Origin of the sequence: Bradyrhizobium sp. ORS 278, from assembly GCF_000026145.1 — a bacterium.
Lineage (GTDB): Bacteria > Pseudomonadota > Alphaproteobacteria > Rhizobiales > Xanthobacteraceae > Bradyrhizobium.
In genome coordinates this window covers 3240949-3255937 of record NC_009445.1, presented here as the reverse complement: position 1 = coordinate 3255937, position 14989 = coordinate 3240949, and the positions used below count along the sequence as shown (strand labels likewise).

At 64.4% G+C, this 14989-nt stretch carries 12 protein-coding genes and 1 tRNA gene; 2 read left to right on the top strand and 11 right to left on the bottom strand.

The window, feature by feature from the left end:
• Positions 1 to 114 precede the first annotated feature (114 nt).
• The 8 genes from rpoB to secE all read right to left on the bottom strand — a co-directional run bounded on the left by rpoB (position 115) and on the right by secE (position 9536).
• Positions 115 to 4233, bottom strand: a complete 4119-nt coding sequence (gene rpoB, locus BRADO_RS14310; RefSeq protein ID WP_011926045.1) for a DNA-directed RNA polymerase subunit beta — start codon at positions 4231 to 4233, stop codon at positions 115 to 117.
• Between the two features lie 545 nt (positions 4234 to 4778).
• On the bottom strand, positions 4779 to 5156 hold the full coding sequence (gene rplL, locus BRADO_RS14305) for a 50S ribosomal protein L7/L12 (protein WP_011926044.1): 378 nt from the start codon (positions 5154 to 5156) through the stop codon (positions 4779 to 4781).
• Positions 5157 to 5216: 60 nt separating this feature from the next.
• Entirely contained in the window at positions 5217 to 5735 is a 519-nt protein-coding gene (gene rplJ / locus BRADO_RS14300) for a 50S ribosomal protein L10 (protein WP_008963452.1), read from the bottom strand.
• A gap of 564 nt (positions 5736 to 6299) precedes the next feature.
• Positions 6300 to 7277, bottom strand: a complete 978-nt coding sequence (locus BRADO_RS14295; RefSeq protein WP_041756496.1) for a 2-hydroxyacid dehydrogenase — start codon at positions 7275 to 7277, stop codon at positions 6300 to 6302.
• Between the two features lie 79 nt (positions 7278 to 7356).
• Positions 7357 to 8049 (bottom strand): 50S ribosomal protein L1, encoded by a 693-nt coding sequence (gene rplA / locus BRADO_RS14290; RefSeq protein ID WP_011926041.1) that lies wholly within the window; start codon positions 8047 to 8049, stop codon positions 7357 to 7359.
• Between the two features lie 6 nt (positions 8050 to 8055).
• The gene (rplK, locus tag BRADO_RS14285; protein WP_006611824.1) at positions 8056 to 8484 is read right to left on the bottom strand and encodes a 50S ribosomal protein L11; all 429 of its coding nucleotides are present in this window, start codon (positions 8482 to 8484) and stop codon (positions 8056 to 8058) included.
• Positions 8485 to 8787: 303 nt separating this feature from the next.
• Positions 8788 to 9345, bottom strand: coding sequence for a transcription termination/antitermination protein NusG (nusG, locus tag BRADO_RS14280; RefSeq protein WP_009031827.1), 558 nt, complete (start codon positions 9343 to 9345; stop codon positions 8788 to 8790).
• A complete protein-coding gene (gene secE / locus BRADO_RS14275) occupies positions 9345 to 9536 on the bottom strand; it encodes a preprotein translocase subunit SecE (protein WP_006611822.1) in 192 nt (63 codons plus the stop codon). Before secE ends, nusG begins: the two co-directional genes overlap by 1 nt.
• A gap of 422 nt (positions 9537 to 9958) precedes the next feature.
• Here secE and BRADO_RS14270 point away from each other — a divergent pair, with 422 nt between their 5' ends.
• Positions 9959 to 11188: an ABC transporter substrate-binding protein gene (locus BRADO_RS14270; protein ID WP_011926040.1), complete on the top strand. Its 1230-nt coding sequence runs from the start codon at positions 9959 to 9961 to the stop codon at positions 11186 to 11188.
• Between the two features lie 89 nt (positions 11189 to 11277).
• Here BRADO_RS14270 and BRADO_RS14265 read toward each other — a convergent pair.
• Positions 11278 to 11353: transfer RNA gene (locus BRADO_RS14265), tRNA-Trp, on the bottom strand.
• 165 nt (positions 11354 to 11518) lie between these two features.
• On the opposite strand from BRADO_RS14265, the gene BRADO_RS14260 reads away from it, so the two are divergent.
• Positions 11519 to 12754 (top strand): serine hydrolase, encoded by a 1236-nt coding sequence (locus BRADO_RS14260; protein ID WP_011926039.1) that lies wholly within the window; start codon positions 11519 to 11521, stop codon positions 12752 to 12754.
• 321 nt (positions 12755 to 13075) lie between these two features.
• Here the strand turns inward: BRADO_RS14260 and BRADO_RS14255 are convergent, their stop codons facing one another.
• Both BRADO_RS14255 and BRADO_RS14250 read right to left on the bottom strand, forming a co-directional pair.
• Entirely contained in the window at positions 13076 to 13843 is a 768-nt protein-coding gene (locus tag BRADO_RS14255; protein WP_011926038.1) for an SDR family NAD(P)-dependent oxidoreductase, read from the bottom strand.
• A gap of 371 nt (positions 13844 to 14214) precedes the next feature.
• A complete protein-coding gene (locus BRADO_RS14250; RefSeq protein WP_011926037.1) occupies positions 14215 to 14922 on the bottom strand; it encodes a histidine phosphatase family protein in 708 nt (235 codons plus the stop codon).
• Positions 14923 to 14989: the final 67 nt, after the last annotated feature.

Below are 14989 nucleotides of genomic sequence, written 5' to 3'. Positions count from 1 at the left end.
TCGGGGGTCAGCCGCAAATTCGAAAATCTCTCAGCAGAGGGCGCCCTGCCCCGACCCGCGGGAGGAAGGCGCCTGCACCCGGCCGCTTGAGGCGGCCGGGCTTGATCGCTTGAACTACTCGGCGGCTTCCGACGTCGGCGCCGGTCCGAGCTTGGAGTTGTGCAGGTCGACGTTGAGGCCGAGCGAGCGCATTTCCTTGACCAGCACGTTGAACGATTCCGGAATACCGGCCTCGAACGTGTCGTCGCCGCGCACGATCGCCTCGTAGACCTTGGTGCGGCCGGCGACGTCGTCCGACTTCACCGTCAGCATCTCCTGCAGCGTGTAGGCCGCGCCATAGGCTTCGAGCGCCCACACCTCCATTTCGCCGAAGCGCTGGCCGCCGAACTGGGCCTTTCCGCCCAGCGGCTGCTGGGTGACCAGCGAGTACGGGCCGATCGAACGCGCATGGATCTTGTCGTCGACCAGATGGTGCAGCTTCAGCATGTAGATGTAGCCGACGGTGACCTTGCGATCGAACGGGTCGCCGGTGCGGCCGTCATAGACGGTCGACTGGCCGGACGCATCCATTCCGGCGAGCTTCAACATCTCCTCGATGTCGCTCTCCTTGGCACCGTCGAACACTGGGGTGGCGATCGGCACGCCGCGGCTCAGATTGTGACCGAGTTCAAGAAGCTCATTGTCGTTGAGCGTCTTGATGGTCTCGTCCTCACCATAGATCCGCTTCAAGGTCTCCTTCAGCGGCTTGACGTCCTGCTTCGACAGATAGGCATCGACCGTCTGGGCGATGCGCTTGCCGAGGCCGGCGCAGGCCCAGCCGAGATGGGTCTCGAGGATCTGGCCGACGTTCATGCGCGAGGGCACGCCCAGCGGGTTCAGCACGATGTCCGCATGGGTGCCGTCCTCCAGGAACGGCATGTCCTCGATCGGAACGATCTTGGAGACGACGCCCTTGTTGCCGTGACGGCCGGCCATCTTGTCGCCCGGCTGGATCTTGCGCTTCACAGCGACGAAGACCTTGACCATCTTCATGACGCCCGGCGGCAGCTCGTCGCCGCGCTGCAGCTTCTCGACCTTGTCGAGGAAGCGCTGCTCGAGGCCCTTCTTCGACTCGTCGTACTGCTTCCGCATGGCCTCGATCTCGGCCATCAGCTTGTCGTTCGACGCCGCGAACAGCCACCACTGCGACTTCGGATACTCGTCGAGCACCGCACGGGTGATCTTGGTGTCCTTCTTGAACCCCTTCGGGCCGGAGATGCCCTGGCGGCCATCCAGCATGTCGGCGAGACGGCTGTAGACGTTGCGGTCCAGGATCGCCTGCTCGTCGTCACGGTCCTTGGCGAGACGCTCGATCTCTTCCCGCTCGATCGCCAGCGCACGCTCATCTTTGTCGACGCCGTGGCGGTTGAACACGCGGACCTCGACGATCGTGCCCTGCACGCCCGGCGGCACCCGCAGCGAGGTGTCGCGGACATCCGAGGCCTTCTCACCGAAGATGGCGCGCAGCAGCTTCTCTTCCGGCGTCATCGGGCTCTCGCCCTTCGGCGTGATCTTGCCGACCAGGATGTCGCCGGCACGCACTTCCGCGCCGATATAGACGATGCCGGCTTCGTCGAGGTTCTTCAGCGCCTCTTCCGACACGTTCGGAATGTCGCGCGTGATTTCCTCCGGACCCAGCTTGGTGTCGCGGGCCATCACCTCGAACTCCTCGATGTGGATCGAGGTGAAGACGTCCTCCTTCACGATCCGCTCGGAGAGCAGGATCGAGTCTTCGAAGTTGTAGCCGTTCCACGGCATGAACGCGACCAGCACGTTGCGGCCGAGCGCGAGCTCGCCGAGATCGGTCGAGGGACCGTCGGCGATGATGTCGCCCTTCTTGACGATGTCGCCGACCTTCACCAGCGGACGCTGGTTGATGCAGGTCGACTGGTTGGAGCGCTGGAACTTCATCAGCCGGTAGATGTCGACGCCCGACTTGGTCGGATCGAGATCTTCGGTGGCGCGGATGACGACGCGGGTGGCGTCGATCTGGTCGATCACGCCCGAACGGCGCGCCGCGATCGCGGCACCCGAGTCACGAGCGACCACGCCTTCCATGCCGGTGCCGACGAACGGCGCCTCGGCGCGAACCAGCGGCACCGCCTGGCGCTGCATGTTCGAGCCCATCAGCGCGCGGTTGGCGTCGTCGTTCTCAAGGAACGGAATCAGCGCCGCGGCGACCGAAACCAGCTGCTTCGGAGACACGTCCATGTAGTCGACCTTGTCCGGCGTCATCGGCACGACTTCGCCGGCATGACGGCAGACCACGAGGTCCTCGGTGAAGCGGCCCTTGGCATCGAGCGGCACGTTGGCCTGCGCGACGCGGTAGCGCCCCTCCTCCATGGCGGACAGATACACCACCTCGTCGGTGACGCGGCCGTCCTTGACCTTGCGGTACGGCGTCTCGACGAAGCCATACTTGTTGACGCGGGCGAACGTCGCCAGCGAGTTGATCAGGCCGATGTTCGGACCTTCCGGCGTCTCGATCGGGCAGATGCGGCCGTAATGCGTCGGATGCACGTCGCGCACCTCGAAGCCGGCGCGCTCGCGGGTCAGACCGCCCGGTCCAAGCGCCGACAGGCGGCGCTTGTGGGTGATCTCCGACAGCGGGTTGGTCTGGTCCATGAACTGCGACAGCTGCGACGAGCCGAAGAACTCGCGCACCGCGGCCGCGGCCGGCTTGGCGTTGATCAGGTCCTGCGGCATCACGGTGTCGATGTCGACGCTCGACATGCGCTCCTTGATGGCGCGCTCCATGCGCAAGAGACCGATGCGGTATTGGTTCTCCATCAGCTCGCCGACCGAGCGGACGCGGCGGTTGCCGAGATGGTCGATGTCGTCGATCTCGCCCTTGCCGTCGCGCAGGTCCACAAGGGTCTTGATGACCGCGAGGATGTCCTCCTTGCGCAGCGTGCGCTGGGTGTCCGGCGCATCGAGCTCGAGGCGCATGTTCATCTTGACGCGGCCGACCGCGGAGAGGTCGTAGCGCTCGGCGTCGAAGAACAGCGACTGGAACATCGCCTGCGCGGAATCGAGTGTCGGCGGCTCGCCCGGACGCATCACGCGATAGATGTCGAACAGCGCGTCCTCACGCGTCATGTTCTTGTCGGCCGACAGCGTGTTGCGGATGTAGGGACCGACATTGACGTGGTCGATGTCGAGCAGCGGCAGGTCCTTGTAGCCCTGCTCGTTCAGCACCTTGAACAGCTTGTCGGTGATCTCCTCGCCGGCCTCGGCGTAGATCTCGCCGGTCTTCGGGTTCACGAGATCCTCGGCGATGTAGTTGCCGAGCAGCTCCTCGTCCGACATGCGCAGCGCCTTCAGCCCCTTCTCCTGGAGCTGGCGGGCGGCGCGGACGGTGAGCTTCTTGCCGGCCTCGAGCACGACCTTGCCGGTGTCGGCGTCGATCAGGTCGTTGACGGTCGAATAGCCGCGGAAACGGTTGGCGTCGAACGGAACGCGCCAGCCTTCCTTGATGCGCTTGTAGATCAGCTTCTTGTAGAAGGTCGCCAGGATCTGCTCGCCGTCGAGGCCGAGCGCGAACATCAGCGACGTCACCGGCAGCTTGCGGCGACGGTCGATGCGCGCGAACACGATGTCCTTGGCGTCGAACTCGATGTCGAGCCAGGAGCCGCGATACGGGATGACGCGGGCGGCGAACAAGAGCTTGCCGGACGAATGGGTCTTGCCCTTGTCATGGTCGAAGAACACGCCCGGCGAACGGTGCATCTGCGAGACGATGACGCGCTCGGTGCCGTTGACGATGAAGGTGCCGTTCATGGTCATGAGCGGGATGTCGCCCATGTACACGTCCTGCTCCTTGATGTCCTTGACCGACTTCGCGCCGGTCTCCTCGTCGATATCGAACACGATGAGGCGCAGCGTCACCTTGAGCGGCGCAGCGAAGGTCATGCCGCGCTGGCGGCACTCGTCGACGTCATATTTCGGCGGCTCGAACTCGTAGCGGACGAACTCCAGCATCGAGGTGCCGGAGAAGTCCGAGATCGGGAACACCGAGCGGAACACCGCCTGCAGGCCCTCATCCGGCCGCCCGCCCGTGGGCTCGTCCACCATCAGGAACTGGTCGTAGGACGCCTTCTGAACCTCAATGAGGTTCGGCATCTCCGCGACTTCCTTGATGTGTCCAAAGAACTTGCGAACACGTTTGCGACCGGTGAATGTCTGCTGCGCCATCGTGGCCTCTCATGTCGTCGCCCGAAGGGGCGATCCTTCCGAAACAGCGGCTGCCACCGCCGTCCCGGGTTGAATTTCGATCCATTTCGAAGGTCGGAGGAACGGAACGCGGAACGGAAACGTCCCAGATCTGTTCTTCAGACCACCAAAACGCAAAACGACGCGCGAGGCGCGAGGGCGCACCCGCTCGTCAGAACCAGTTCGTCACGGACTGCAAAAGCCCGAAATTGCCTATCTCCCAACGGCTTACGACGGAGACGCCACTCCATCGCCAAAACCGGCTTTTCGTGCTGCCGACCCAATATGGGTTGACATTAGTCGAGATTCGAGAGCGACGTCCCCAAATCTCCACACTTTTCCGTGTTCGGCTCGCAACGGACTGAACCGTTGCACGCCTTTTGCAATGATTCCGGCCGATCCGGATACCCCCGCAAACGTCTTTGTCATTACGATGACCGGGCGATCTTACCACCCGGTCACCGAAATCGCCGGGAAGCGCCCCGCCGAGCCATGAGGCCACGGTGCGCTCCGCCGGAAATCGCCGATTACTTGAGCTCGACCTTGGCGCCAGCCTTCTCGAGCTGACCCTTGATCTTCTCGGCCTCTTCCTTGTTGACGCCTTCCTTGACCGGCTTCGGAGCACCCTCGACGAGGTCCTTGGCTTCCTTCAGGCCCAGGCCGGTGATGGCGCGGACTTCCTTGATGACCTCGATCTTCTTGTCGCCGGCCGAAGCCAGGACAACGGTGAACTCGGTCTTCTCTTCCGCCGGAGCGGCAGCGGCGCCACCACCGCCCGGAGCGGCGACGGCCACGGCGGCCGCGGCGGACACGCCCCACTTCTCTTCCAGGAGCTTTGCGAGCTCAGCGGCCTCGAGAACGGTGAGGGACGAGAGGTCGTCGACGATCTTCTGCAGGTCAGCCATTAGAGTACTTCCTTGATTTGATTCGGTTCGAAACCAGGTTGTGAGTGTTTGCGAAGGGCGTCAGGCCGCTTCGCCCTTTGAGGCATGAGCCTGAATGACGCGCGCGACCTTGGCCGCGGGAGCGTTGGCGAGCTGGGCCAGCTTGGTCGCCGGAGCCTGGATCAGGCCGACGAGCTTGCCGCGCAGTTCGTCCAGCGACGGCAGCGAGGCGAGAGCCTTGACGCTGTCGACATTCAGGACGGTTGAGCCCATCGAGCCGCCGAGGATGACGAACTTTTCGTTCGCCTTGGCGAATTCGATGGCAACCTTGGGCGCCGCGACAGGATCGTTCGAAGTTGCGATCACGGTCGGTCCCTTTAACAGGGGGCCGATGCCGACGACGTCCGTGCCTTCAAGAGCAATTTTGGCGAGACGGTTCTTCGAGACCTTCACCGATGCGCCAGCCTGCTTCATCTGCTTGCGCAGGTTCTGCATCTGAGCCACGGTAAGGCCGGAATAGTGAGCGACGACGGCAACGCCCGTGGTCTTGAAGACCTCGTGCAGTTGCTCGACCGCCTCTTTTTTTGCCGCTCGTTCCACAGCAAGCTCTCTCCGGTTGGCGGCCTTCGCCCGAAAGCGGGACCGCCGGGTTGCACCCGCCGCCCGCCAAACCTGACCTCCGGACCGATGACCCCGAGGACACGCAAGGCAAAACGGCGACGAATAGCCTGCCCTTCCACGCGGCCTTTTGGGCCCGGGGAGTGTCGAGGTTCGAACCAAACCTGCATGCCACAACGACCAGCGCAGTGGACATGCCGAAATCCGGTCTTCACCCGTCTATGCAGGCTGGATGATTAAGCCATTGAGGAAATTGGATTTCCGCGCCGGCGCCTGCAGTCTCGGACAGGATTCGGGGGATCGGCTGACCGACCTCCCCTGCGGCATTTCGAGAGCAGAAAGATCCTTCTTCCTTCCGAGAAATCCTGAAGGATATCCTCAAAAGGAATGCTGGCTCTCCACGTCTTTCGGAATGCGCGCACAGGCGCGCCGGCAACAGCCGACCCGCCCGGAAGCCGGTTCTTTAACGGGTCGATGACGGATTGCCAAGACCCCCTAGGGCAAAAATCGCACCAATTAGCGGCACGACCCACCTGCTAAGAGCTCCTAAACTCGCTCATAGGCCCCCGAGGATGCGGATACCGCGTAAGGCAGCTTCTCGCCGACGAAGAAAGCCGTGAGATTGGCTACCACGCAGGCCTGCATCGCCACATGCGACTCACGGGTGTTGCCGCCGATATGGGGTGTCACCACGACATTCGGAAGCGCCGTCAGTTCATCCGGCGCATGAGGTTCCTTCTCGAACACGTCGAGCCCGGCCCCTGCAATGGTGCCGTCCTTCAGCGCCGCGACCAGTGCCTGCTGGTCGATGACCGAGCCGCGCGAGATGTTGATGACGTGGCCGTCCGGGCCGAGCTTCTTCAGCAGATGCGCATTGACCACGTGGGTCGTCTCGGCGCTGGCGCGCACCGCGACCATCAGCACGGTGCACCACTCGGCGAGCGCATCCAGGCTCGAGACATACTGGTACGGCAGGTCGTCATAGCGGGTGCGATTGAAATACCCGACTTCGGTCTCGAACGCGGCGACGCGAGCGGCGATCTTGCGGCCGATCGCGCCCATGCCGTAGACGCCGACCTTGCAGCCAGCGAGGCTCGGCGGCGGCCTCATCAGCGGCGACGGCTTCGCCCCGGCCCAGCCGCCGTCGCGGACATAGGCGTCGGCGACGACCAGCCGCCGCGTGCTCGCCAGCATCAGCATGACCGCGACGTCGGCCACCGCCGCGGCATTAGCGCCGGGGCTGTGACCGACCGCGATATTGCGCGCCGCCGCCGCCTTCAGGTCGACCCCGTCATAGCCGGTGCCGTAGCAGACGATCGCCCCGAGTGCCGGCAGCCGGTCCATTTGCTCGGCCGCGAGCGGCGTCGCACCCGCCGTGATCAGCGCCCGGACCTGTGCCACCTCCTCCGCTGAAAACACCTCACGCGCCGGCTTGCCGCCGGTGTCGAGAAGGTCGAAGCGATCGGAAAACCGCTGGGTCATCGACTTTGGTAGGCGGGAGTAGATCAGGACTTTGTCGAGCATGCCGGATGGTACCACGAAATGCGAAGGGCGGGATCGTTGAACGATCCCGCCCTTCCTAATCTAGCTCATGCTTGGCCGCTTAGGCGAGCACGGTGCCCGGCTCGACCTTGACGCCCGGGCCCATCGTCGACGAGACGGCGACGCGCTGGACGTAGGTGCCCTTGGCGCCTGCCGGCTTGGCCTTCACGACCGCGTCCGCCAGCGCCTTGATGTTCTCCACCAGCTTGTCCTCAGTGAACGAGGCCTTGCCGACGCCGGCCTGGATGATGCCGGCCTTCTCGACGCGGAACTCGACCGAGCCGCCCTTTGCACCCTTGACGGCGCCGGTAACGTCCATGGTCACCGTGCCGATCTTCGGGTTCGGCATCATGCCGCGCGGACCGAGCACCTTACCGAGACGGCCGACCAGCGGCATCATGTCGGGAGTGGCGATACAACGGTCGAAGTCGATGTTGCCGTTCTGCACCTTCTCGACCAGGTCCTCCGCACCGACCACGTCGGCACCGGCGGCCTTGGCTTCTTCCGCTTTCGCGCCGCGGGCGAACACGCCGACGCGCAGCGTGCGGCCGGTGCCGTTCGGCAGCATGACGACGCCGCGAACCATCTGGTCGGCATGACGCGGATCCACGCCGAGGTTGATCGCGACCTCGATGGTCTCGTCGAACTTCGAGGTGGCGCGCTCCTTGATCATCTTGATCGCATCAGCAAGCGGGTAGAGCTTGGTGCGGTCGACGCCCTCGCGGGCCTTCTTCAAACGCTTTCCGAGTGCCATGGCCGCTTACCCCGCAACTTCCAAACCCATCGAGCGGGCGGAGCCCTCGACCATCTTCATGGCCGACTCGATCGAGTCGCAATTCAGGTCCTTCATCTTCTTCTCGGCGATCTCGCGCACCTGCGCCTTGGTCACCTTGCCGGCCTTGTCACGACCCGGGGCCTTGGAGCCCGACTGGATCTTGGCGGCCTGCTTGAGGAAGAAGGACATCGGCGGGGTCTTCATCTCGAAGGTGAAGGACCGGTCCGCGTAAATGGTGATGACCACCGGGATCGGGGTGTTCTTCTCTTCCTTCTGGGTCTGCGCGTTGAAAGCCTTGCAGAACTCCATGATATTGAGACCGCGCTGACCGAGCGCGGGGCCGATGGGGGGCGACGGGTTCGCCGCGCCGGCCGGGACCTGAAGCTTCAGGTAACCGGTTACTTTCTTTGCCATTGGACTCTCCAACGCGTTCGCTTGTTTGCCTGATGCGAACGCACCACCCTCCGGGCGACAAAACCCCTCGGGCGAGGTTTGGGACCGTGGTCCGGCGCGCTTCGATCCGGCTGGCAAAGCCGGCCGCGCCTCCCACGAACGAAATCGCCCCCCATTTGGGGAGCGGAGCGCGCCCGATACACGAGATCGGACGAAAAGGAAAGGGCTGGCCCTTTCGTAGCCCCGGCGAGCGCAGCGACTCCCGGGATCATCGCCGAGACCTGTGGGAACCCGGATGTCGCTGCGCTCATCCGGGCTACGGCCTTAGCCGACCACCTTCTCGACCTGGTTGAACTCCAGCTCGACCGGGGTGGCGCGGCCGAAGATCGACACCGCGACCTTGAGGCGAGAGCGCGCCTCGTCGATTTCCTCGACCACGCCGGAGAACGAGGCGAACGGGCCGTCGGCGACGCGGACATTCTCGCCGATCTCGAACGACACCGACGACTTCGGCCGCTCCACGCCTTCCTGCATCTGGTTCAGGATGCGCATCGCCTCGCCTTCGGAGATCGGCATCGGCTTGTTCTCGGCGCCGAGGAAGCCCGTCACCTTGGGCGTGTTCTTGATCAGGTGAAACGCCTCGTCGGTCAGCTTCATCTTCACCAGCACGTAGCCGGGGAAGAACTTGCGCTCGGCGTTGATCTTGCGGCCGCGGCGCACCTCGGTGACATTTTCGATCGGCACCAGCACCTGCTCGAACAGATCCTCGAGATTGCGCTGCTTGGCCTGCTCGCGGATCGACTCAGCGACCTTCTTCTCGAAGTTCGAATAGGCGTGGACGATGTACCAGCGCTTGTCGGACGATTGGGTTGCGATTGCCATCAGTGGATGCCCAACACGAGGGTGATGAGATAACGGATGATCTGATCGGCGGCGAAGAAGAACACCGAGGCCAGCGCCACCATCACGAACACCATGATCGTGGTGATGGTGACCTCGCGACGGCTCGGCCACGAGACCTTGGCGGTCTCCGAGCGCACTTCCTGCAGGAACTTGAACGGGCTTGTAGCCATCGTCAGGGGTCCTCGTCCGTCATCGGACGATTGAAGAGTTGACTGGGAAAACCGAACAGCCGACCGCTGCCCACCCTCTTGTCGGAGAGATGAGCCGGAATCCACGGGCTCGCTTGTTCGGGGAGTGAAAAGCCGCGCCGGATATCCGCTATCCGCGGGCCGGCTGCAGGTCCCCGATATCTACTGTCGGAGCGGCCTGAGGTCAAGATATGGGCAGGCCGGGTGTCCCCGGTCCTATCAGCGGCAAGCCCCCGCCTGCCGGGACCCGCATCGGTTTTTCGTGCCGCGGCAGGCCATTTCCGCACCACGGCAGGTTGAGCAGGTGCCGAGACGAAATGCCCGTGACGAGGCGGTTCCGGCCCTTGCCGCGCCCGCGACAGCCGCTCATGCTCGCGGGCACAATAATAACCAGGAGGAAACCCATGACCTTTGCCACGGGCAAGGGACGGACGTGCCTTGCCGCCGTCGGTCTCTTTGCCGGCCTTGCCCTCACCCTCACCGCCGCGCCTGCCCGCGCCCAGGCGCCGCTCAAGATCGGCGTGCTCAGCGACTTCTCGTCGGTCTATTCGGACATCGGCGGCCAGGGCAATCTCGAGGCAACCAAGCTCGCGATCGAGGAGTTCGGCGGCACCATGTTCGGCAAGCCGATCGAAGTGATCAGCGCCGATCCGCAGAACAAGGCCGACATCGCCGCCTCGATCGTGCGCAAATGGTACGAGAACGAGGCCGTCGACATGGTCATCGACATGCCGACCTCGGCGACCGCACTCGCCGGCATGGAGATGTCGAAGCAGTTCGAGAAGCTGATGATCGTGACGGACGCCGCGAGCTCCGACATCACCGGCAAATCCTGCTCGCCCTACACCATCCACTGGACCTACGACACCTACGGCAACGCCCACACCGTGGGCCAGGCCATCGTCAAGACCGGCGGCGACAGCTGGTTCTTCATCACCGCCGACTATCTGTTCGGCCATTCGATCGAGCGCGACACCGGCGACGTCGTGCGCGCGGCCGGCGGCAAGGTGGTCGGCAGCGCCAGGCATCCGCTCAACAACCAGGACTTCTCGTCCTTCCTGCTGCAGGCGCAGGCCTCCAAGGCCAAGATCATCGGCATGGCCAATGGCGGCGGCGACACCATCAACACCATCAAGCAGGCGGCCGAGTTCGGCATCGTCGCCGGCGGCCAGAACCTCGCCGGCATCGTGATGTTCATCTCCGACATCCACAGCCTCGGCCTGAAGCTCGCGCAGGGCCTGATCATCACCGAGGCCTATTATTGGGATCTCAACGACCGCACCCGCGCCTTCGGCAAGAGGTTCTTCGACAAGATGAAGCGGATGCCGACGATGAACCAGGCCGCGACCTACAGCGCCACCCTGCACTATCTCAACGCGGTGAAGGCCGCTGGTACCCGCGACACCAAGCCGGTGCTCGCCAAGATGCGCGAGACCCCCGTGCGCGACGCCTTCACCGACAATGGCGTCGTCCGCGAGGACGGCCGCATGGTGCACTCGATGTTCCTGTTCGAGGTCAAGAAGCCGGAGGAGTCGAAGGGCCCGTGGGACTATTACAAGGTGCTCGCCGAGGTGCCCGGCGACCAGGCGTTCCGGCCGCTGAAGGACGGCAATTGTCCCTACGTGAAGCAATAGGGCCCCGCCAAAACGCATTCGGGGCTCGCGCATCGCGGGCCCCGGGCAAACCGTCTTCGTCGATTTTTGAGTTAAGTGCTTGATCTCGCTGGCAGGAGTGGAGAGGCTCGAACTCCCAACCCCCGGTTTTGGAGACCGGTGCTCTACCAATTGAGCTACACTCCTAGCGAGCCGGGACTGTGTCGCCGGTTCGGGCGCTTTCAAGCATAGACCTCCCCCCGAATGCAAGGGTGCAATGGGGCAAATCGACTGGTCAGACCACAACTTCCGCGCCAGACTTGATGCAAACCGACAACATTGCCCAAGAGAACACTGCCCAAGGGAGAGCCCATGACCCCGTCCCCCGCCGCCTCGACCGCGCCCTTGTCCGCGCTCCGCTCCCTGAGCCCGCCGCTGCCGGATGAGCGCCCCGAGGCGCTCGGCCTGTCCCCGGCGCGGCTGCAGCGGGCGTCCGATGCGTTCAAGCGCGAGGCGGACAAGGGCACCATTCCCGGCGCGACCCTGCTGGTCGGCCGCCGCGGCCGGATCGGCTGGTTCGACGCCATCGGCCGCCAGGGCCCAGACGCCGACACGCCGATGCGGCCTGATTCGATCTTCCGCATCTTTTCGATGACCAAGCCGATCGTCTCGCTGGGCATCATGATGCTGGTCGAGGACGGCGATCTCCTGCTGTCCGATCCCGTCGCCAAGTTCATCCCCGAGTTCGGCGATCAGAAGGTCGGCGTCGACAATGGTGGCAAGCTCGAGCTGGTGCCGGTCACCCAGCCGATGACGGTGCAGGATCTGCTGCGCCACACCTCCGGCCTGGCGTACGAGCACACCGGCACCGGGCCGGTACACCAGCTCTACCAGCAGTCGCGGGTGCGCAGCCGCAAGATCACCAATGCTGAGCACGCAGCGATCGTGGCCGGCCTGCCGCTGATCTGCCAGCCCGGCGCGGAGTTCAACTACAGCCGCTCGACCGATATCCTGGGGCGCATCCTCGAGGTGGTCTCGGGTCAGTCGCTCGGCACGTTCCTCTCCGAGCGCATCTTGAAACCCCTCGGTATGAACGAGACCGCTTTCTTCACCAGCGAGGCCAATGCAGGCCGGCTGGCCGAGCCCTTCGCCAAGGACCCGTGGACCGGCGAGGCGGTCAATCTTTTCAAGATGACCGAGCAGCCGGTGATGGAATCCGGCGGCGGCGGTCTGGTCGCGACCACGATGGACTACGCCCGGTTCTGCGCGATGCTGCTCAACAAGGGCAGCCTCGATGGTGTCAGGCTGGTCGGCCGCAAGACGCTCGAACTGATGGCCTCCGACCATCTCGGCCCCGAAGTGAAGACGCAGGGCACCCTGCTGTCCCCCGGTCACGGCTTCGGCCTCGGCTTCGCGGTGCGCCGCGTGTCCGGCATCGCCCCCTTCCCCGGCTCGCCCGGCACCTTCTTCTGGAGCGGCATCGCCGGAACGTTCTTCTGGATCGACCCAAAGGAGGAGCTGTTCTGCGTGTTCATGGCGCAGGCCCCGGGACAGCGCGACTATTTGCGCACGCTGGTGCGCGACGTGGTGTACGCGGCGGTGGAGTGATCGCCTTGTAGCCCGGATGAGCGACTTGTCCGCCGAAGCCCGAAGGGCGAAGGCGGAAGCGACATCCGGGTTCTCCCGTGCTCCTCGTGTGAACCCGCATGTCGCTACGCTCATGCGGGCTACAAGCTCGACCGCGTTTGCCGCGATGCGTCGACACCCACCACCATCCCGGCGAACGCCGGGATCCATACCGCGTGATCTGTCGAGGGATGTCACTGCCAGTTGCCTGCCTCACACCGGCCGGTGGTTATGGGTCCCGGCGTTCGCCGGGACGACAATTGTGGGTGTGGCTGCACCGCGGGTTACGAGGAAAGCGGTCGATCAACTAATCGTCGCGCCGCCGTCGATCACCATGGTCTGGCCGGTCATGAAGTTGCCGGCGGCAGATCCCAGGAACACCGCGGCCCCCGCGATTTCGTCGGGGATGCCGATGCGCAGCAGCGGCGAGCGGGCGGTCGAGGCCTTCAGGTTCTCCGGATTGTCCCACAGTGCCTTGGCGAAGTCGGTCTTGATCAGGCCGGGCGCGATACAGTTCACGCGCACATTGTGCGGGCCGTATTCGCAGGCGAGATTGCGCGCGAGCTGCATGTCGGCCGCCTTGGAGATCGCGTAGGCGCCGAGGATGGTCGAGCCCTTCAGGCCGCCGATCGAGGAGACGATGATCACAGAGCCGTCCTTGCGCGCGATCATTTGCGGCACGACCATGCTGATCAGCCAGTTGTTGGCGACGATGTTGTTGTCGAGGATTTTCCGGAACTGATCGTCGGAGATGCCGGCCAGCGGCCCGTAATAGGGATTGGAGGCGGCGTTGCAGACCAGGACGTCGATCTTGCCGTAGATGCGGTTGGCCTCGTCGACGAGGTTCTGCAGGTTCTCCTTGCTGGAGATGTTGGCGGCGACCGCGGCCGCCGTACCCGCGCCGTGACGGTCGTTGATCTTCTTCGCCACGGCATCGCAGACATCGGCCTTGCGCGAGGAGATCACCACCTTGGCGCCGTGCTCGGCCATGCGCTCGGCAATGGCGAGCCCGATGCCGCGGGTGGAGCCGGTGATGACGGCCACCTTGCCGGTCATGTCGAACAGGGTCATGGGGAGTTCCTCCTGGTTATAGGTTTTGTTAGTTCAACGCGCACCGCACGGTCGGCATTGCTCCTCTACGGTGCCAGTTGATGTGCCCTCTCCTCTTGTGGGGAGAGGGCATGTCGGACGGCGCAGCACACCCGGTATGATCGCGCGACCGCGATCATACCACCCTCTCCGGCAAGGGGAGAGGGTGCACTGCCGTGTGGCGAAAGGTGTGCTGATATCGACCAACTTTAGGATACGGTGTTGTTGTGAACTTCGAGATGGCGGCCGCTGGCCCGACCGCGTAGCCCGGATGAGCGCAGCGACATCCGGGGTCTCACGAGCTCTCTCGGTGAACCCGCATGTCGCTACGCTTATGCGGGCTACAAACGTCCTCACGCCAGCTTGCTCGTCGTGACCTCCGGCCCCGCCGGCTGATGCATCGCCTTGTGCGCGGCGTCGGCGATCCAGGGCTGCTGATTGACCATCGGCAGGCGCCAGGTGCTGACGTCGCCCGCGACGATGTGATCGAGCCGGGTCACCGAGCAATTGTCGATGTCGAAGGCGAGGCCCTTCTCGACGAGGCCGCCGAGAGCGAGCCCGACCGCGGCCTTGATGGTGCCGCCATGCCCCACCGCGATGACGTCGCGGCCGGCTTCCGCCACCGTGATGCGCGCGATCGCGGCGGTGACGCGGGTGTACAGATCCATGTAGCTCTCGCCGCCCGGGGCCGGCTCGTCGATGGCGGCGAACCAGTTGCTGCCGGCGGGGCGGCTCGCCAGGAACGCCGCGCGGTTCATGCCCTGCCACTGGCCGAGATGCTGCTCGGCGAAGGCGGCTTCCTTGATCATGTCAACGGGGCGCGGAAAACCGGCCTGCCAGATCGCCTCCGCCGTCTGATGCGTGCGCATCAGATTGCTCGCATACCACACCGCGCTGCGCGGCAGGATCTTGGCCACCGCTCCGAACACCTCGCGATCGGAGGTGTCGCAGGCAATATCGGACTGGCCGTAGATGTTGCCACCGTCGCTGCGCACCGGCGCGTGGCGCACCCACCACCAACGTGTGGTGATCACGGCAGGCTTGCTCCCGTCACCCGTCATCGCTCACCCTTCCCTCGGCTCGTCTCTCGCTGTACGTGAAGGCATCAGTCGTCTCAAGCCGCTTGGC